Origin of the sequence: Sphingopyxis sp. BSNA05 (genome assembly GCF_013265645.1) — a bacterium.
Taxonomy (GTDB): Bacteria; Pseudomonadota; Alphaproteobacteria; order Sphingomonadales; family Sphingomonadaceae; genus Parasphingorhabdus.
Genome location: NZ_PYIA01000043.1, coordinates 1 through 12938, shown reverse-complemented (window position 1 = coordinate 12938; position 12938 = coordinate 1). Strand labels below are relative to the sequence as shown.

General features: G+C 54.9%; 15 protein-coding genes and 3 pseudogenes. 15 read left to right on the top strand and 3 right to left on the bottom strand.

Features of this window, described 5'->3' with window-relative positions:
- The first annotated feature begins 424 nt into the window (after window positions 1–424).
- From C8024_RS20000 to C8024_RS04930, 12 genes and pseudogenes are all read left to right on the top strand, one after another.
- Window positions 425–742 (top strand): hypothetical protein, encoded by a 318-nt coding sequence (locus C8024_RS20000; RefSeq protein WP_217272003.1) that lies wholly within the window; start codon window positions 425–427, stop codon window positions 740–742.
- Window positions 700–1500 carry an alkane 1-monooxygenase gene (locus C8024_RS04970; RefSeq protein WP_217272002.1) on the top strand — a complete coding sequence of 267 codons (801 nt, stop codon included), beginning with the start codon at window positions 700–702 and terminating at the stop codon, window positions 1498–1500. The genes C8024_RS20000 and C8024_RS04970 overlap by 43 nt, the downstream gene beginning before the upstream one ends.
- A 288-nt stretch (window positions 1501–1788) precedes the next feature.
- Window positions 1789–1950 (top strand): annotated as a pseudogene (locus C8024_RS19995) (rubredoxin); the annotation flags it as partial.
- 39 nt (window positions 1951–1989) lie between these two features.
- Window positions 1990–2202 carry a rubredoxin gene (locus tag C8024_RS19990; protein ID WP_206170055.1) on the top strand — a complete coding sequence of 71 codons (213 nt, stop codon included), beginning with the start codon at window positions 1990–1992 and terminating at the stop codon, window positions 2200–2202.
- 31 nt (window positions 2203–2233) lie between these two features.
- Entirely contained in the window at window positions 2234–3688 is a 1455-nt protein-coding gene (locus C8024_RS04960; protein ID WP_100092260.1) for an aldehyde dehydrogenase family protein, read from the top strand.
- A gap of 30 nt (window positions 3689–3718) precedes the next feature.
- Complete coding sequence (locus C8024_RS20955) at window positions 3719–3991, top strand: NAD(P)-binding protein (protein WP_254305579.1); 273 nt, start codon at window positions 3719–3721, stop codon at window positions 3989–3991.
- Window positions 3937–5271 (top strand): GMC family oxidoreductase, encoded by a 1335-nt coding sequence (locus C8024_RS22925; protein ID WP_367947154.1) that lies wholly within the window; start codon window positions 3937–3939, stop codon window positions 5269–5271. The genes C8024_RS20955 and C8024_RS22925 overlap by 55 nt, the downstream gene beginning before the upstream one ends.
- A gap of 163 nt (window positions 5272–5434) precedes the next feature.
- Window positions 5435–6108: pseudogene (locus C8024_RS04950) on the top strand (OmpW family protein).
- 92 nt (window positions 6109–6200) lie between these two features.
- Complete coding sequence (locus tag C8024_RS04945; protein ID WP_173203243.1) at window positions 6201–8108, top strand: hypothetical protein; 1908 nt, start codon at window positions 6201–6203, stop codon at window positions 8106–8108.
- Complete coding sequence (locus C8024_RS04940) at window positions 8108–8893, top strand: helix-turn-helix transcriptional regulator (protein WP_173203241.1); 786 nt, start codon at window positions 8108–8110, stop codon at window positions 8891–8893. The genes C8024_RS04945 and C8024_RS04940 overlap by 1 nt, the downstream gene beginning before the upstream one ends.
- Window positions 8869–10059, top strand: coding sequence for an NAD(P)/FAD-dependent oxidoreductase (locus C8024_RS04935; protein WP_206169921.1), 1191 nt, complete (start codon window positions 8869–8871; stop codon window positions 10057–10059). Before C8024_RS04940 ends, C8024_RS04935 begins: the two co-directional genes overlap by 25 nt.
- Before the next feature lie 390 nt (window positions 10060–10449).
- Window positions 10450–10809: pseudogene (locus tag C8024_RS04930) on the top strand (transposase); the annotation flags it as partial.
- Between the two features lie 147 nt (window positions 10810–10956).
- Here C8024_RS04930 and C8024_RS04925 read toward each other — a convergent pair.
- The 3 genes from C8024_RS04925 to C8024_RS04915 all read right to left on the bottom strand — a co-directional run bounded on the left by C8024_RS04925 (window position 10957) and on the right by C8024_RS04915 (window position 12031).
- Entirely contained in the window at window positions 10957–11184 is a 228-nt protein-coding gene (locus C8024_RS04925; RefSeq protein ID WP_089134615.1) for an AlpA family transcriptional regulator, read from the bottom strand.
- On the bottom strand, window positions 11177–11668 hold the full coding sequence (locus tag C8024_RS04920; protein ID WP_100092264.1) for a hypothetical protein: 492 nt from the start codon (window positions 11666–11668) through the stop codon (window positions 11177–11179). The genes C8024_RS04925 and C8024_RS04920 overlap by 8 nt, the downstream gene beginning before the upstream one ends.
- A 102-nt stretch (window positions 11669–11770) precedes the next feature.
- Window positions 11771–12031: a hypothetical protein gene (locus C8024_RS04915; protein ID WP_217271999.1), complete on the bottom strand. Its 261-nt coding sequence runs from the start codon at window positions 12029–12031 to the stop codon at window positions 11771–11773.
- Between C8024_RS04915 and C8024_RS04910 the strand changes: the two genes are divergently transcribed.
- The 3 genes from C8024_RS04910 to C8024_RS04900 form a co-directional block, all read left to right on the top strand.
- The gene (locus tag C8024_RS04910; RefSeq protein ID WP_100092266.1) at window positions 12030–12338 is read left to right on the top strand and encodes a hypothetical protein; all 309 of its coding nucleotides are present in this window, start codon (window positions 12030–12032) and stop codon (window positions 12336–12338) included. The genes C8024_RS04915 and C8024_RS04910 overlap by 2 nt on opposite strands.
- A gap of 30 nt (window positions 12339–12368) precedes the next feature.
- Window positions 12369–12656, top strand: coding sequence for a type IV conjugative transfer system protein TraL (traL, locus tag C8024_RS04905; protein ID WP_173203238.1), 288 nt, complete (start codon window positions 12369–12371; stop codon window positions 12654–12656).
- A gap of 11 nt (window positions 12657–12667) precedes the next feature.
- A partial coding sequence (locus C8024_RS04900) for a type IV conjugative transfer system protein TraE (protein WP_217271998.1) occupies window positions 12668–12938 on the top strand: 271 nt, incomplete at its 3' end.

Here is a 12938-nt window from a genome sequence, read left to right as displayed (position 1 = left end):
GGCAACGTTGAGAGGCGTAGGCAGCGTTGCGCGCGTCGCGCATTAGATATTCACCGTTGCGTCGATGCCATATGCGCGCGGTGTGTACATCGGGTGTCTGGGGAGACACTCTCTACCTGCGATTATAGCCTTTCCCGAAGCGCTTCATAGGGCGTTTGGCAAAACCAAAGACTCTTGTCTCGGCTTCGTCGCGCTCGCCTCATTCTTATTTGCGCCTCCTAAGCCGGTACAATCCTATCCCGCGGCTCCTCAGAGGCGCTCCTTAACGGCCTATCCAATCGAAAAACGCCTAAAACTACCCGATCAGGTAGTTGAATACCCCTCATATGCCTGTCTACTTGTTGCAGATAGGAATCGGACACGAAATTCGAAAAAGTCCGATCCATTTATGGACTAGGGATGCATTTGAAAGGTAGAACGGATGGTGAGCCACGCATTGAATAAGTCGCATCTAGATGGCGATGCGGCACTGAACTATGTCGACAAGAAAAAAGCACTATGGATACTCTCCGTTCTTTGGCCAGCAACGCCTCTGGTAGGCCTTTATCTCGTTTCGGAAACGGGCTGGAGCATCTGGTATGGACTGGTTCTGATCCTGTGGTATTTAATTATTCCAGCGCTTGATTTTGTATTTGGTCAGGATTACTCCAATCCGCCCGAAAGCGCGGTAGAAAAACTTGAAAAAGTACATATTATCGCGTGCTTCTCTACCTTACGGTGCCAATACACTTCGCCGCGCTGATCGGCTGCGCATGGTGGGTTGCCACCCAGGATCTCAGCGCGCTTGAATTTATTGCGCTGGCCCTCTCGTTGGGTGTCGTCAACGGATTGGCACTCAACACCGGCCACGAACTTGGACATAAGAAATCCTCGTTCAGTCGCTGGATGGCAAAGCTTGTGCTTGCCGTTGTCGGCTACGGACACTTCTTCATCGAACATAACAAAGGGCATCACCGCGACGTAGCGACGCCGCTAGATCCCGCAACTTCGCAAATGGGCGAGAATATTTACATTTTCTCGCTGCGCGAAATTCCGGGTGCATTCAAACGCGCTTGGCATCTGGAAAAGGAACGCCTCGCCCGTTGTGGCAGTAGCCCCTGGACTCTCAAAAACGAGATTCTCCAGCCGATGGTCGTCACCGTCCTGCTTTATGGTGCGCTGATCGCCGCATTTGGCACGATCATGCTAGTCTTCCTACCGATTCAAATGGCGTATGGCTGGTGGCAGCTGACGAGCGCGAATTATATCGAGCATTACGGCCTGCTGCGCGAGAAGTTGCCGAATGGCCGGTATGAGCACCAGCAGCCGCGGCACTCGTGGAACGCGAACCATATCATGTCAAACCTGATCCTGTTTCATTTGCAGCGCCATTCGGATCACCATGCGCATCCGACGCGGTCCTATCAGTCGCTGCGTAATTTTGAGGATTTGCCGGCGCTTCCGCTCGGCTATCCAGGGATGTTTTTCTCGCACTATTCCCAGCTGCATACCGGGCCGTGATGGACAAGCGTACCGTCGCTTGGGCCGGCGGCGATCTGAGTAAAATCCAGATACGCAAGGGCAAACGGGCATATTACGAAAGAAAGTTCGCGGACGCTGCGTAAAACTTTTCGGCGCAGGGTAGAGTCTCTTCCCACACCCACCCTGCGCCGTTCTTCCCAACCGAGTGGCGGTGCAGGTTTGTAGGGTCGAACGCTGTGAAAGCTTTGTGCCCAAGGTCACTGCGGTGTCCCACCGAGCGGTGCAATCCGCACCATGGCTCTCCAGAACAAATTACGAGGTTTATCGATGGCGAAATATCAGTGCCCTGATTGCGGTTATATTTATGACGAGGCCGATGGCGACCCTCATGAAGGTTTCGGACCTGGAACGCCGTGGAGCGAGGTGCCGGAAAGCTGGTCATGTCCCGACTGCGCTGTGCGCGACAAGATCGATTTTACTCCGATTGATGGAGGATCGCAGGCCGCCGAAGTTGGCGCAAGCACGCCCATCACCCCAGATGGTTCCACGACGACCAGCGCCGCTCCAGGGGCCCCATTTCGAAAGTGGGTCTGCATCACCTGCGGGCATATCTATGACGAGGCAACAGGCGATCAGCACGAGGGATTTGCGGTGGGAACTCGGTTCGAAGAAATACCAGACGACTGGTGCTGTCCCGATTGCGGAGCATCCAAGGGCGATTATGTCCTTGTGCGCGATTAAATGACGACAATTCAGATGAAAGCTTAATTTAATGGGAATTGCCGAAATTCTGAAACCAGCTGGATCTCCGGGCAATGCGATTAGAGAATATGACAACCTTTTAGCACAAATGAAGGCTACCCAGCTGGCGCATCGGACACAGTATAATCGAAATGCGCGGCTTGATGATCTTGAAAGGTTGCGTAAGGCTATGCTTGCGCACGAAACGCAGATCACTGAGGCCTGCGAACGTGATTTCCGCAAGCCTGCATCGGAAGTCAAGCTGACCGAAATATTCCCGGTCCTGCAAGAAATACGGCACGCGAAACGACATCTCAGGCAGTGGATGAAACCCCGTCGCGCGTCGTTGACATTGAGCATGGTCGGCACGCGGGCGCGGGTTCGCCCGGAAGCCAAGGGTGTGTGCCTCATTATCGCGCCCTGGAATTACCCGGTCAATCTTTCGCTAGCCCCTTTGGTTTCAGCGATCGCGGCCGGAAACAGCGTCGTGATCAAGCCCTCAGAACTGACACCGCACACGTCGGGCGTAATCGCCGACATCGTGCGCGAGGTCTTTTCACCATTGCATGTAGCTGTCGTCCAGGGCGGAATTGAAACCTCCCAGAGCCTTTTAGAGCAGCCGTTCGATCATATCTTCTTCACCGGTAGTCCGGCAGTTGGCAAGGTTGTGATGGCAGCAGCAGCGCGCAATCTTTCTTCGGTAACGCTTGAATTGGGTGGGAAGTCGCCGACCATTGTCGGCCCCGGGGCGAATATGCGCAAGGCGGTACAGAGTATCGTTTGGGGTAAATTCGCAAACAACGGGCAGACCTGCATCGCGCCCGACCATGTTTATGTTCATAGCAGTATTGCCCAAGAATTCGAGCACGCTGTCATCACAGAAATCTGCAGGGTCTACGGGAACGACAATCGTAATCTGAAGGCTAACCCCGACTATTGCCGGATCGTCAACGCCCGCCATTTCAAGCGGCTGCACGCCCTCGTAAAGGATGCACGCACGAAGGGCGGGGAGATCGCTTTCGGCGGCGAATTCGACTCGAGTGAAAACTACATTTCACCGACCGTGTTGAGAGGCATGAACCCTGACATGGACATCGCCGAAAAGGAATTGTTTGGACCCCTGCTCCCGCTCATTCCGTTCGATAATCTGGATGACGTCATTGCAAGGATCAATTCGCAGCCGAAACCTCTGGCACTCTATATCTTCGAGAAGGACCGGGGATTAATCGACCGCGTGATCGCGAACACCTCGACTGGCGGGATTGGAATCAATGTCACGGTCGCCCAATTTCTCCATCCAAACCTCCCTTTCGGCGGAGTGAACAATTCCGGGATAGGGGCCGCGCACGGCGAGTATGGCTTTCGTTCATTCTCACATGAGCGGGCCATCCTGGAAGATCGGTTTTCAATCCTTTCTTGGCTCTATCCTCCCTACACGCCGCGCGTACGCCGTTTGATCGACCTCGTAGTCCGGGTGCTGGGCTGATGCGTACATTCTGCAAGGAACAAGCGAACCATGTATGACTACATAATAATCGGGGCCGGTTCGGCCGGTTGCGTCCTCGCCAACCGATTGTCCGCCGATGGCAAGAAACGGGTGGCTCTGCTAGAGGCTGGCCCAAGGGACAAAAGCCCGCTGATCCACATGCCGATTGGAATCGCGCTTCTCGCCAACAACAAAAACTCAACTGGGCTTTCGAAACCGAGCCGCAGGATCATCTTAATAAGCGGCGCTTGTTCTGGCCCAGAGGAAAGACACTTGGTGGCTCGTCCTCGATCAATGCGATGATCTATATTCGCGGTCATCCAGACGATTATCAATATTGGCAGGAAGCGGCAGGATCGGCTTTGTGGGGGTGGGACCGTGCGAGCGAACTTTTCCGGCGCATGGAGGACAACGAACGTCACCCGGCTGGAGGTTTTCACGGACAGGGCGGTGAATTGAGCGTCGGCGATTTGCGCACGGTAAACCCGCTCAGCGATGATTTCGTCGAAGCGGGGCGGGAACTCCAGTTCCCGGTCAATCCGGATTTCAACGCGGACAGCCAAGAAGGCCTCGGATATTACCAAGTGACACAGCGCAACGGTCGGCGATGGAGTTCAGCGCAGGCCTTTTTGCGCCAGGTCGAGGAGCGGGCGAACTTGGACATTATTACCGATGCGCGCGCCGAGCGCGTGTTGATGAATGGCAAATCGACCGTTGGCGTCGCTTACCGCCAGGCGCGCGAGTCGAAAAAGTTGAAGCTCAAACCGGGTGGTGAAGTCCTACTGTCTGGTGGCACCGTGAATTCTCCACAATTGCTGATGCTGTCGGGGATCGGGGATAGTGCTGTGTTGCGCCATAATGGCATTCCGATCGTACACGATTTACCCGAGGTCGGTCAGAACATGGCTGATCACCTCGACGTCACCATCATGAACGCAGCAAATTCGCGCAAGCCGATCGGGGTGGCAGCCAGCTTCATACCAAGAGCCCTCGGGGGGCTGTGGTCGTATATTTTTTCACGGCGGGGCTTTCTTACCAGCAACGTTGCGGAAGCAGGTGGTTTTGTCCAGTCTTCGCCTGACCGAGATCGGCCTAATGTTCAGTTCCACTTTCTGCCTACTTATCTCAAAGATCACGGGCGAAAAGTTGCCTTCGGATATGGTTACACGCTTCATATCTGCGATCTGCTGCCGAAAAGCCGCGGTTACATTTCCTTGAAATCATCTGATCCAATGGCCGACCCGCTGATCCAGCCTGGATACCTAGCCGATCCTGATGATCTCAAGACAATAATCGCGGCATTCAAGATCGGTCGGCGCATTCTGGATGCGCCGGCGATGGCCGCTCATAGTGCTGCTGAGGTGCATCCCGGGCCGTCGGTCCAGACAGACGATGAAATTGCCGCGTTTATCCGCGACACTGCCGAAACAATTTACCATCCCACGGGCACCTGCCGAATGGGTGCGGATGCGGAGTCCGTAGTCGACGCCTCGCTTCGTGTCCGGGGTATCTCAGGCCTCCGGGTCGTGGACGCTCGATCATGCCCAGCCTCGTGGCCGGTAATACCAATGCGCCGACCATGATGATTGCAGAGAACGCCGCCGACATGATTTTGGGCAAGGTCGGTACGTTGGACGCAAATGCTGCCTGAGGCCGCTCGGTCTCAAGAAAACTCCGGCGGTGCCCGGAGAAATTAGTGAAGCTGGGCCTGGCCCGGACAAGATAACTGTATCTGGGAGAGAAGAAATGAATCCATTCAATGTAAAATTCCCGACATCCTGTTGTGTTCTGGGTCTGGCTCTCATGTGGGGGAGTGCGGCTTCAGCCCAAGATGGCGGCATGTATAAACGCGGGGATTTCGTAGTCGCTGTTTCCGCGTCAGAGGTTTTGACCAGTGAGCAGTTGGACGAGGTTTCGGTTGGCGGGGGTGACCTGCCGGGAGCAGGCGTCACCATCAATAATGACGAAACGGTCACTTTCGACCTATCCTATTTTCTGTCTGACCGGATTGCGGTGAATCTGTTCGGCGGTATCCCTGCTAGCGCGAGGCTGCAAGGAACCGGCTCTATCGGAGGTCTTGCGCTCGGCTCGACTGATTATGGACCTGCGGTGTTGTCGCTTCAATATCATCAGCCGATCGGGAGTAACGTCTCTCTTTATGCAGGGGGAGGCGTAGCGCGCCTGCTATTCCTAAACGAGAAAGACGGCGCAATTGCCGAATTCGATGTGCGCGACACTTGGCTCCCGCGCTGCAGGTCGGAACGCGTGTAGCTCTGAATTCGAGCCTATTGCTCAACCTCGATACCCGCTATATTCCTTTCAATGGAAATATCAGCGGTAATCTTGGCCCCGCGCGAGTCAAGGCCAAGGTCGGCGTGGACCCAATTGTCGTCAATATTGGCCTTGCCTATCGCTTCTGACGACACTCCTGATCCGCATTCCCGGTACGGCAAATTCAATTGCCGGGACAGATAAGCAGCGGTCGGTGCCGCCGAAGTTAAGAGGAATCATTATGATGACAGCGGGTGGGGTCGACGGGAAAACGCCGCTCGGGCAAGAAGGGCTCGACCCCACCTTGCAGTTATACAACAGACGCATGGCCCAGCGCAGGCACGTTTTTGCTCAGTCTGCCATCCGGCGCGAGCGCCTCTCGCATGAGGCCCATCAAGGTGCGAAGGCGCTCGTCTACTGCGCACCCAGCGGCTTTGGGAAATCGACGCAGTTGGCGATCATGGCAGAAGATGCAGGTTCCGGGAACGCAGCTTACCTTAGCCTCGCTGAGTTCGAAACTGCGGAGGGCAGCGATGGTTCGTGTGTAGAACGTGTGATGCAGGCCATCCTCGATCAGTTGTCGGGACCGGATGCGCCGCAAACAAAGGGCGTGCACGAGGGAGAGGCTGTACTGTTCGCCCGGCTTTGGAAAACCGAGCAGCCAATCTTGTTGTGTTTCGACGAATTTATACCGGCTTTTGCTGACTTGGCGGAGCGGATTATCTGCGAGACGCCTTCCAGCGTCAAACTTGCCTTCGCCCCCATTGGCGTGGAGTTTTTGTCACGGCTCGCTCTTTTGCCCGGGGTCGTAAGAATGCGGTCGGAAAGCTTAGCATTCAACGAAGCCGAGATAGATGAACTTGCCCTTCTATCGGGGGCGCCATGGTCCACTGAACGCGCTTTGGAACTGACTGGCGGCTGGCCCGCATTGCTGCGTTTCGCTGTCGACCGAGCCGAGCCATTATCTTCGCCCATACAGTGGCCAGAAGTGCAGAACTTCTTGCATAACGACGTGTTTGCCAAATTGACCGTCGAAGAACGGGAAGTTCTGCGTAACGCGTCAATCTTGCAAACGGTTACACCGGAAAGCTATCGCTATGTTTTTAAAGCGAATTCGGACCTAGAACATTGGCTCAAGCGCCTGAGCGCTGTCCATGGTGTGCTGGTTGCAGGGCTGGCGAATGATGGGGAGAAGTTAGTAATGCTCCCGGTGCTCCGCGATTTTCTGCGCGAGGAGTTGCGCGTACTCATGCCAGACCGAATTTCCTATTTGTTGAAGCGCATCGCCTACTGGCATTGGCGACAAGGCGAATACCGCGAGACGATAACTGCTGCTTTGGATGCCCACGACCATCGCTGGGCGCACCGGGTAAGCGCAGGCGTGCTTATCGATATTGCATTACGACAGGGAGAAATTGCGGGTCTACGAGAATGGTTCGCTTCGGTTCCTCGTGACCAGTTGAATCGCCTGCCAGCCTTGGCATTCGGCTATGCCTGGACGATGTATTTCAGCCAGCAGGCGCAGGTGGCAGACGAAGTGCTCGAAGGCATGGCCGCAACTGAATACGCCGGCCAGAACCTCTACGGCCAACCCAGGGGTTGGCCCGAACTCGTATTCGCTATTGGCAAGGCGACACATGATGAATTGGATGAAAGCACCAGACTATGCCACCAATGGATCGATAGTTTTGGAGAGGATAACGAGGTTGGCGCAGGCGCGGCTTATACCTGCTTAGCATTTATCGCTGCGAGCGAGCGGCAATTCGAAGATCTGTCGAAGCTTTCTCGGAAGGCTTTCTCAATCAATCGATACGCGCGTCAGCGTTACGCTTCGGGTTGGCTTTCGGCCACCAACGTGCTCGCGGCGATGCGGAGCGGCGAGATGCTACGGGCTCGTACACTCGTAAAACAATCGCGCGAGAGCTCTGATATCGCTGTTGAACGTTCGCCTTTCGCGTCAAATCTCCTGCAGGCGTTCGAATATCAACTTTGCGAGGAGATCAAAGAAGGTGTCATGCCAGAGGGGCTCGAACACGACGCCATTAATTTCGCAATGGAATATGGGGTGGTGGATGTGCTCGCCGGAGTGACCCAGGCTGCGGCAAGGCGGATGGCGTTGAAGGGACTAACAACTGAGGCATTTGCCTGATGGAAAAGGTCCGCGCCACGGCTCACCGCCGCCAATTGCCCCGCTTACGTTATCTGGCGGAAATCAATCTCGCCGAATTTCACTTGCTGGAGGACGGAGCGGACGCAGACGTTAATCTGCCCAAGCCCAACGCTGCGATCCTTTCGGCCAACCAGCTCCAGGCGTTGGATGCGCGCCTCGCCCGTGTGCGAGCGCTCATCGAGATCGGCAAGTCGCGTTTCGGGCTTGCTGAACAGCACGCCCGTCTCGCGTTGCGCGAGGCGGGCACAATGGGCGACTTGCGTGCGGCGGCCGCCGCCCAATATTGTCTCGCTACGGCGCTTGTCCTGCTGGGTTCGACTAGGGACGCGGAACGTGCTTTTCGCGAAGCGGAAGAACTCGTAGCACTGAATGGCTGCCGCACGACACGTGAGTGGATGATGGCACTGCTCCTTCGCATCGTGCCAGAAACGATACAGTTCTTCGATACAATCGGGCGTAAGGGCGAAGCGCTTCATTCGATGGAGCCGAGCGTCGGCTCCTCAGATAAGGGCCTCGTGCCGGTTCTGGCAGGGCGGCTTACCCGCAAGCAATATCTTGTCCTCCAATATATTGCCCGGGGCATGACGAACAAGGAAATCGCAGCACAACTCTCGATCAGCGAAAGCGGCGCGAAATGGCATGTCAAGCGGCTGTTCGAACGCTTCGGTGTCTCTAAGCGGAGTCAGTTGGTCGCCACCGCGCAGGCAAAAACTTACTATAGGTACAAGGAAAATACTTCATGCAATCAATTAAGAGAATTGTAATCATTGGGAGCGGGACTGCTGGGATCAATCTAGCGCTAAATCTGCGCCAGAACGGTTTCGCAGGGAATGTCACGGTATTTGGTACCGAGCATCACGATCCCTATCAACGTCCGCCGCTTTCGAAGAACTGGTTGCTATCCGATAACGATCCCAGCCCCATTCCGTTGCGTCCAGCGAGCGCTCTTGAGGAAAATGAAATCGTGCTCAGGCTGGGCCAGGAGGTTGCCCTGATCGACCGCAAACGTGCTGTGATTGTGACCGAAACTGGCGAGGAAATTCCTTATGATAGGTTAGTATTCGCCACGGGTGCCGCGCCGCGTCGGCTCGACGTGCCGGGGGCGGATCTGAAAGGTGTTTTCTATTTGCGCAGCCTGGATGATGCTGCGGCGCTGCGGCGCGCGATGCGCGATAATTTGTCGGCCGAAGCGGTCGTTGTAGGCGCTGGGGTGATTGGCCTTGAAGTCGCCTCGGCATTTACCACCCTTAATAGACCCGTGACGGTGGTCGAGGCGGGTGCACGCGTCCTTGCTCGGGTCGCATCGGTTTCGGTCGCGGCGCAAGTGACGCAACGACTGGAAAAGGCGGGCATACACTTCCTGTTTGAAAAGGCGGTCGCCCGGATCGAAGGCGAGTCCGGTTCGGTAAAAGCTTTGGAGCTAGCCGATGGAACTCGATTGCCCGCCCAGCTGGTTATCATTGGAATTGGAGCGGTGCCACAGGAAAGCCTTGCACTCAAGGCTGGACTTACGTGCGATGACGGTATACTGGTGGATGAGGAAATGCGCACGTCGGATGAGCACATTTATGCAATTGGTGATTGCGCGCGGGGGCCGAATGAATTCGCGCGAGGCAAAGTCCGGATCGAGACGATCCATAACGCTATGCATCAGGCGAAATTGGCGGCCGCCAGCCTGTGTGATAAACCCGCTCCCGCTCCGGCCGTGCCGCGTTTTTGGTCCGACCTTGCTGGCATGAAGCTTCAGGGTCTCGGCATTCGCTCCGATTCGGAAGTGATCGAGGAGCAACATGGGGAGAGCGAGGATGCCGGCGAATATCATCATTTCGAGAACGGCCAACTCGTCGCGACCGAAACAATCAATCTCCCAATGCGGCAGAACGAGTTCGCCTCGCTTATCGTATCCCGAGCTCGTACTGACACCGAATAGTCTGTGAGTTGTTCCCCGTCAGCACTTATGTCACCAAATTGATGTTGTGATTTAAGGAGTGTTTTGGTTTCATCGTAGTGACGAAGGAACGAAGCTCACGGCAAATCAAACTTCATTTCGAACGATGTTGGATGATCATCTGAAAGAACGAGCAACAAAAATGTTGGGGCAAGATAAAATGTCGAAAGAGGCCATATCGGAAGCATTGGGCTATACCGACCGGACCAGTTTTAGCCGTGCGTGCAGACGGTGGTTCGACATTTGAGGGCCACCTCGAAAACCAGGCCCTTCCCTTGGGGATTAAAATCCGGTTCAAGGATGCTGAGGCAGCGAGGGAACTTGGATCATGGGCCAGCTGGGATTTTTGATTTGCAGCAGCGGCATTAAGGTCTGGACGCAAAGTCTGATCCTTTGGTGGCGATATTGGCAGCGGTGCCGTTTGAGCTGTTCCGCGTGAAGCTGAAGGCGGCGCTGGTGAAAAGCGGTCTACCCAAAACGGCGGATGATCGCAAGAATGCGGCGGGCCGCAAGCCTTGGGATGAAGTGCTGATCTTCAAGGCCTTGGTGTTGCAGGCGCTCTACAATTTGTCGGACGATGCGATGGAATATCAGCTGCGGGACCGGCTCTCCTTCATACGGTTTGTTGGCCTTGGCCTTGAGGACGCGGTGCCCAATGCCAAGACGCTATGGCTGTACCGCAAGGCGCTGGTCAAAGCGGGAGCGATTGAAGGCCTGTTCCATCAGTTTGACAGCACGCGTCACTGCTGTGAATGGCAGCGTGCTCAAAACATGTTATAGCAACTGTATCGTTCACGCTGTTTGCTCCATCCCGTTTATTTGTGAGCGACACAACGCGTTTAGTATCCGACGGAAAAAATTTGTGGAATTCCGAAAGCTCTAGCTTGTAGCGTCGAGCGATGTCTTTGAGGTGATCCATCCGTTAATATCGCTTTCTAGCCACCTGACGCTGTAACCGCCTATTGAATGAGGCCTAGGAAATTTCCCATCGTCCATCCAGCGATAGATGGTTGATCGTCCTAGTCCGACACGGTGCTGGACTTCTTTCAGACGGAGCAAACGTGCCGCAGGCGGATCTGGCAGTTTATTTGGCTCAATATCAAGCATATCCGCCTCCATGTGCGCGATCGAAGCCATCGCCCAGAAGCGTATCCTTCCGGGCGAGGTCGTCCATGTGCTCAGCGAGCAGTCGCGCGACGCGTTGAGCAGTCCCCTTCGCCCAATGCGGTTTGACACCGTGGAGGTGATCACCAAGCTGGGTTTCTAGGACATCTGGCAAATGGCGAACCAGTTCTTCAAAAAACAAGGCTAGGTCCGTTTGCATCCAGCGTGATGCCTTGTCCTGATCTGAAGCCAGATAAAGAAGCAAATGGGCATGCGGCGATGCGCCGCTACCATATAATATACGCAAGGCTTCACTTACGGTAGCTTCGCGCTTGCCTGCCAGAATACGGCGCATCGTGCCCCGGTCTATTTGAGCCTCGCTAGCAATGCGCACTTGAGAACGGCCTGATGTCGATGCTGCCTGATTGAGCAGCTTAGATACACCGGCCTTAATATGCGCTTCGGAAATTCCATTGGTTTCGGTCATGTTATTCATCCTGTCTTTAAGAGAACGAATCACCTTATATCTTGAAGGCGCACCTGTAGGAAAACAAAAAGAACATAAATAGAACAAATAGGAAATTACGAATCAACTGATCCGGGTTTCCTGTTCTGTTAAAAACAGCTTCTGTTTAAATGAGAACAACTGCTGTGCTGGCCTGAACAGTTCCGGGCAGATTAGCGCAATCGCTGTTCGGCTATGCCCATTTTCCTTCCAAATTGTCGCTTTTAGCTTGGGATACATCCAATTTGGCATTTCCTGTTTTCCTACAGGCGGGTCACTGACGCACATAGAACATACAGCGAACATATGCTGTTTCATGTTTCTCAAGCGAAAGTGATTTTCCATGATCAATACTACCCAAACAAACCGCCGCGCATCCGATTACCTCATTCCAGCAGCTATAGCGCTTCTCTGTGCAACGGCTGCCTATGCAGGCGCGGACAATACCTTTGATCCAGCGCTGGCAAAATTTACTGACTTTCTAGAAGGTTCTGGCGGTAAGATCATTACCGTTCTTAGCCTGGCAGCCGGTCTCATTGGATTAGCGTCTGGGCGTTTTTCCCTCGGGCAGATCGCCGTTCCCGTCGGCGTCGGTATCGGCGTCGGGACCGGCGTTCCCATCGTCACCTCTGTTGTCACGGCAGTCATTTAACGACTGCGCCCGGCAAGGAGGGCGGCACACATGGCTGACAGATATTTTTTACCAAGGCGACTTGATGACCCGGAACTCATCGGATTTTGGACGATCGACGAGTTTCTTGGCCTGATCATCCCGTTCGCCTGGGGCATATTAGCGCAGCATATTTTTGTAGGGATCGCTTTAGCATTTGTCGCCTGGTTTGCCCTTCGAAAAGCAAAATCCGGCGGTGCGAACGCCCGGCTCCTTCATGCTGTCTACTGGTATCTGCCCGGATCATTTCTGGGATTGAAAGCCACCCCGCCCTCCTACTGCCGACTTCTGGCCGGTTGAAGGAGGAGAATATGGAAGCGCAAATAGCACATCAATCAGCCCAGCGCCTGCTCCGGCAGCGCAACTGGTTAGCCCTCTTAGCTGCGGGACTAGCGGTGACAAGTCTGGTCGCCATTGCAGCTGGATCAATGCAGCCGCGTGAAATCGTGCTGGTACCGGTGACCGGACAATCGCTGACTTTGTCGAGCGCAGGCGTGTCCCGTGAATATTTGGAACTCGTCACCCGCGATACCGCGCTCATATTGCTCAACCGCAGCCCTGAAGGGCTTGATTACTGGATGG

Bases quoted from the DNA above. Each gene is read 5' to 3' on its own strand.
- C8024_RS04960 (WP_100092260.1), top strand. From the start codon at position 2,234: ATGGGAATTGCCGAAATTCTGAAACCAGCTGGATCTCCGGGCAATGCG.
- C8024_RS04945 (WP_173203243.1), top strand. From the start codon at position 6,201: ATGATGACAGCGGGTGGGGTCGACGGGAAAACGCCGCTCGGGCAAGAA.
- C8024_RS20955 (WP_254305579.1), top strand. From the start codon at position 3,719: ATGTATGACTACATAATAATCGGGGCCGGTTCGGCCGGTTGCGTCCTC.
- C8024_RS04910 (WP_100092266.1), top strand. From the start codon at position 12,030: ATGATCAATACTACCCAAACAAACCGCCGCGCATCCGATTACCTCATT.
- C8024_RS04915 (WP_217271999.1), bottom strand. From the start codon at position 12,031: ATGGAAAATCACTTTCGCTTGAGAAACATGAAACAGCATATGTTCGCT.
- C8024_RS04920 (WP_100092264.1), bottom strand. From the start codon at position 11,668: ATGACCGAAACCAATGGAATTTCCGAAGCGCATATTAAGGCCGGTGTA.
- C8024_RS04940 (WP_173203241.1), top strand. From the start codon at position 8,108: ATGGAAAAGGTCCGCGCCACGGCTCACCGCCGCCAATTGCCCCGCTTA.
- traL (WP_173203238.1), top strand. From the start codon at position 12,369: ATGGCTGACAGATATTTTTTACCAAGGCGACTTGATGACCCGGAACTC.
- C8024_RS04925 (WP_089134615.1), bottom strand. From the start codon at position 11,184: ATGCTTGATATTGAGCCAAATAAACTGCCAGATCCGCCTGCGGCACGT.
- C8024_RS04935 (WP_206169921.1), top strand. From the start codon at position 8,869: ATGCAATCAATTAAGAGAATTGTAATCATTGGGAGCGGGACTGCTGGG.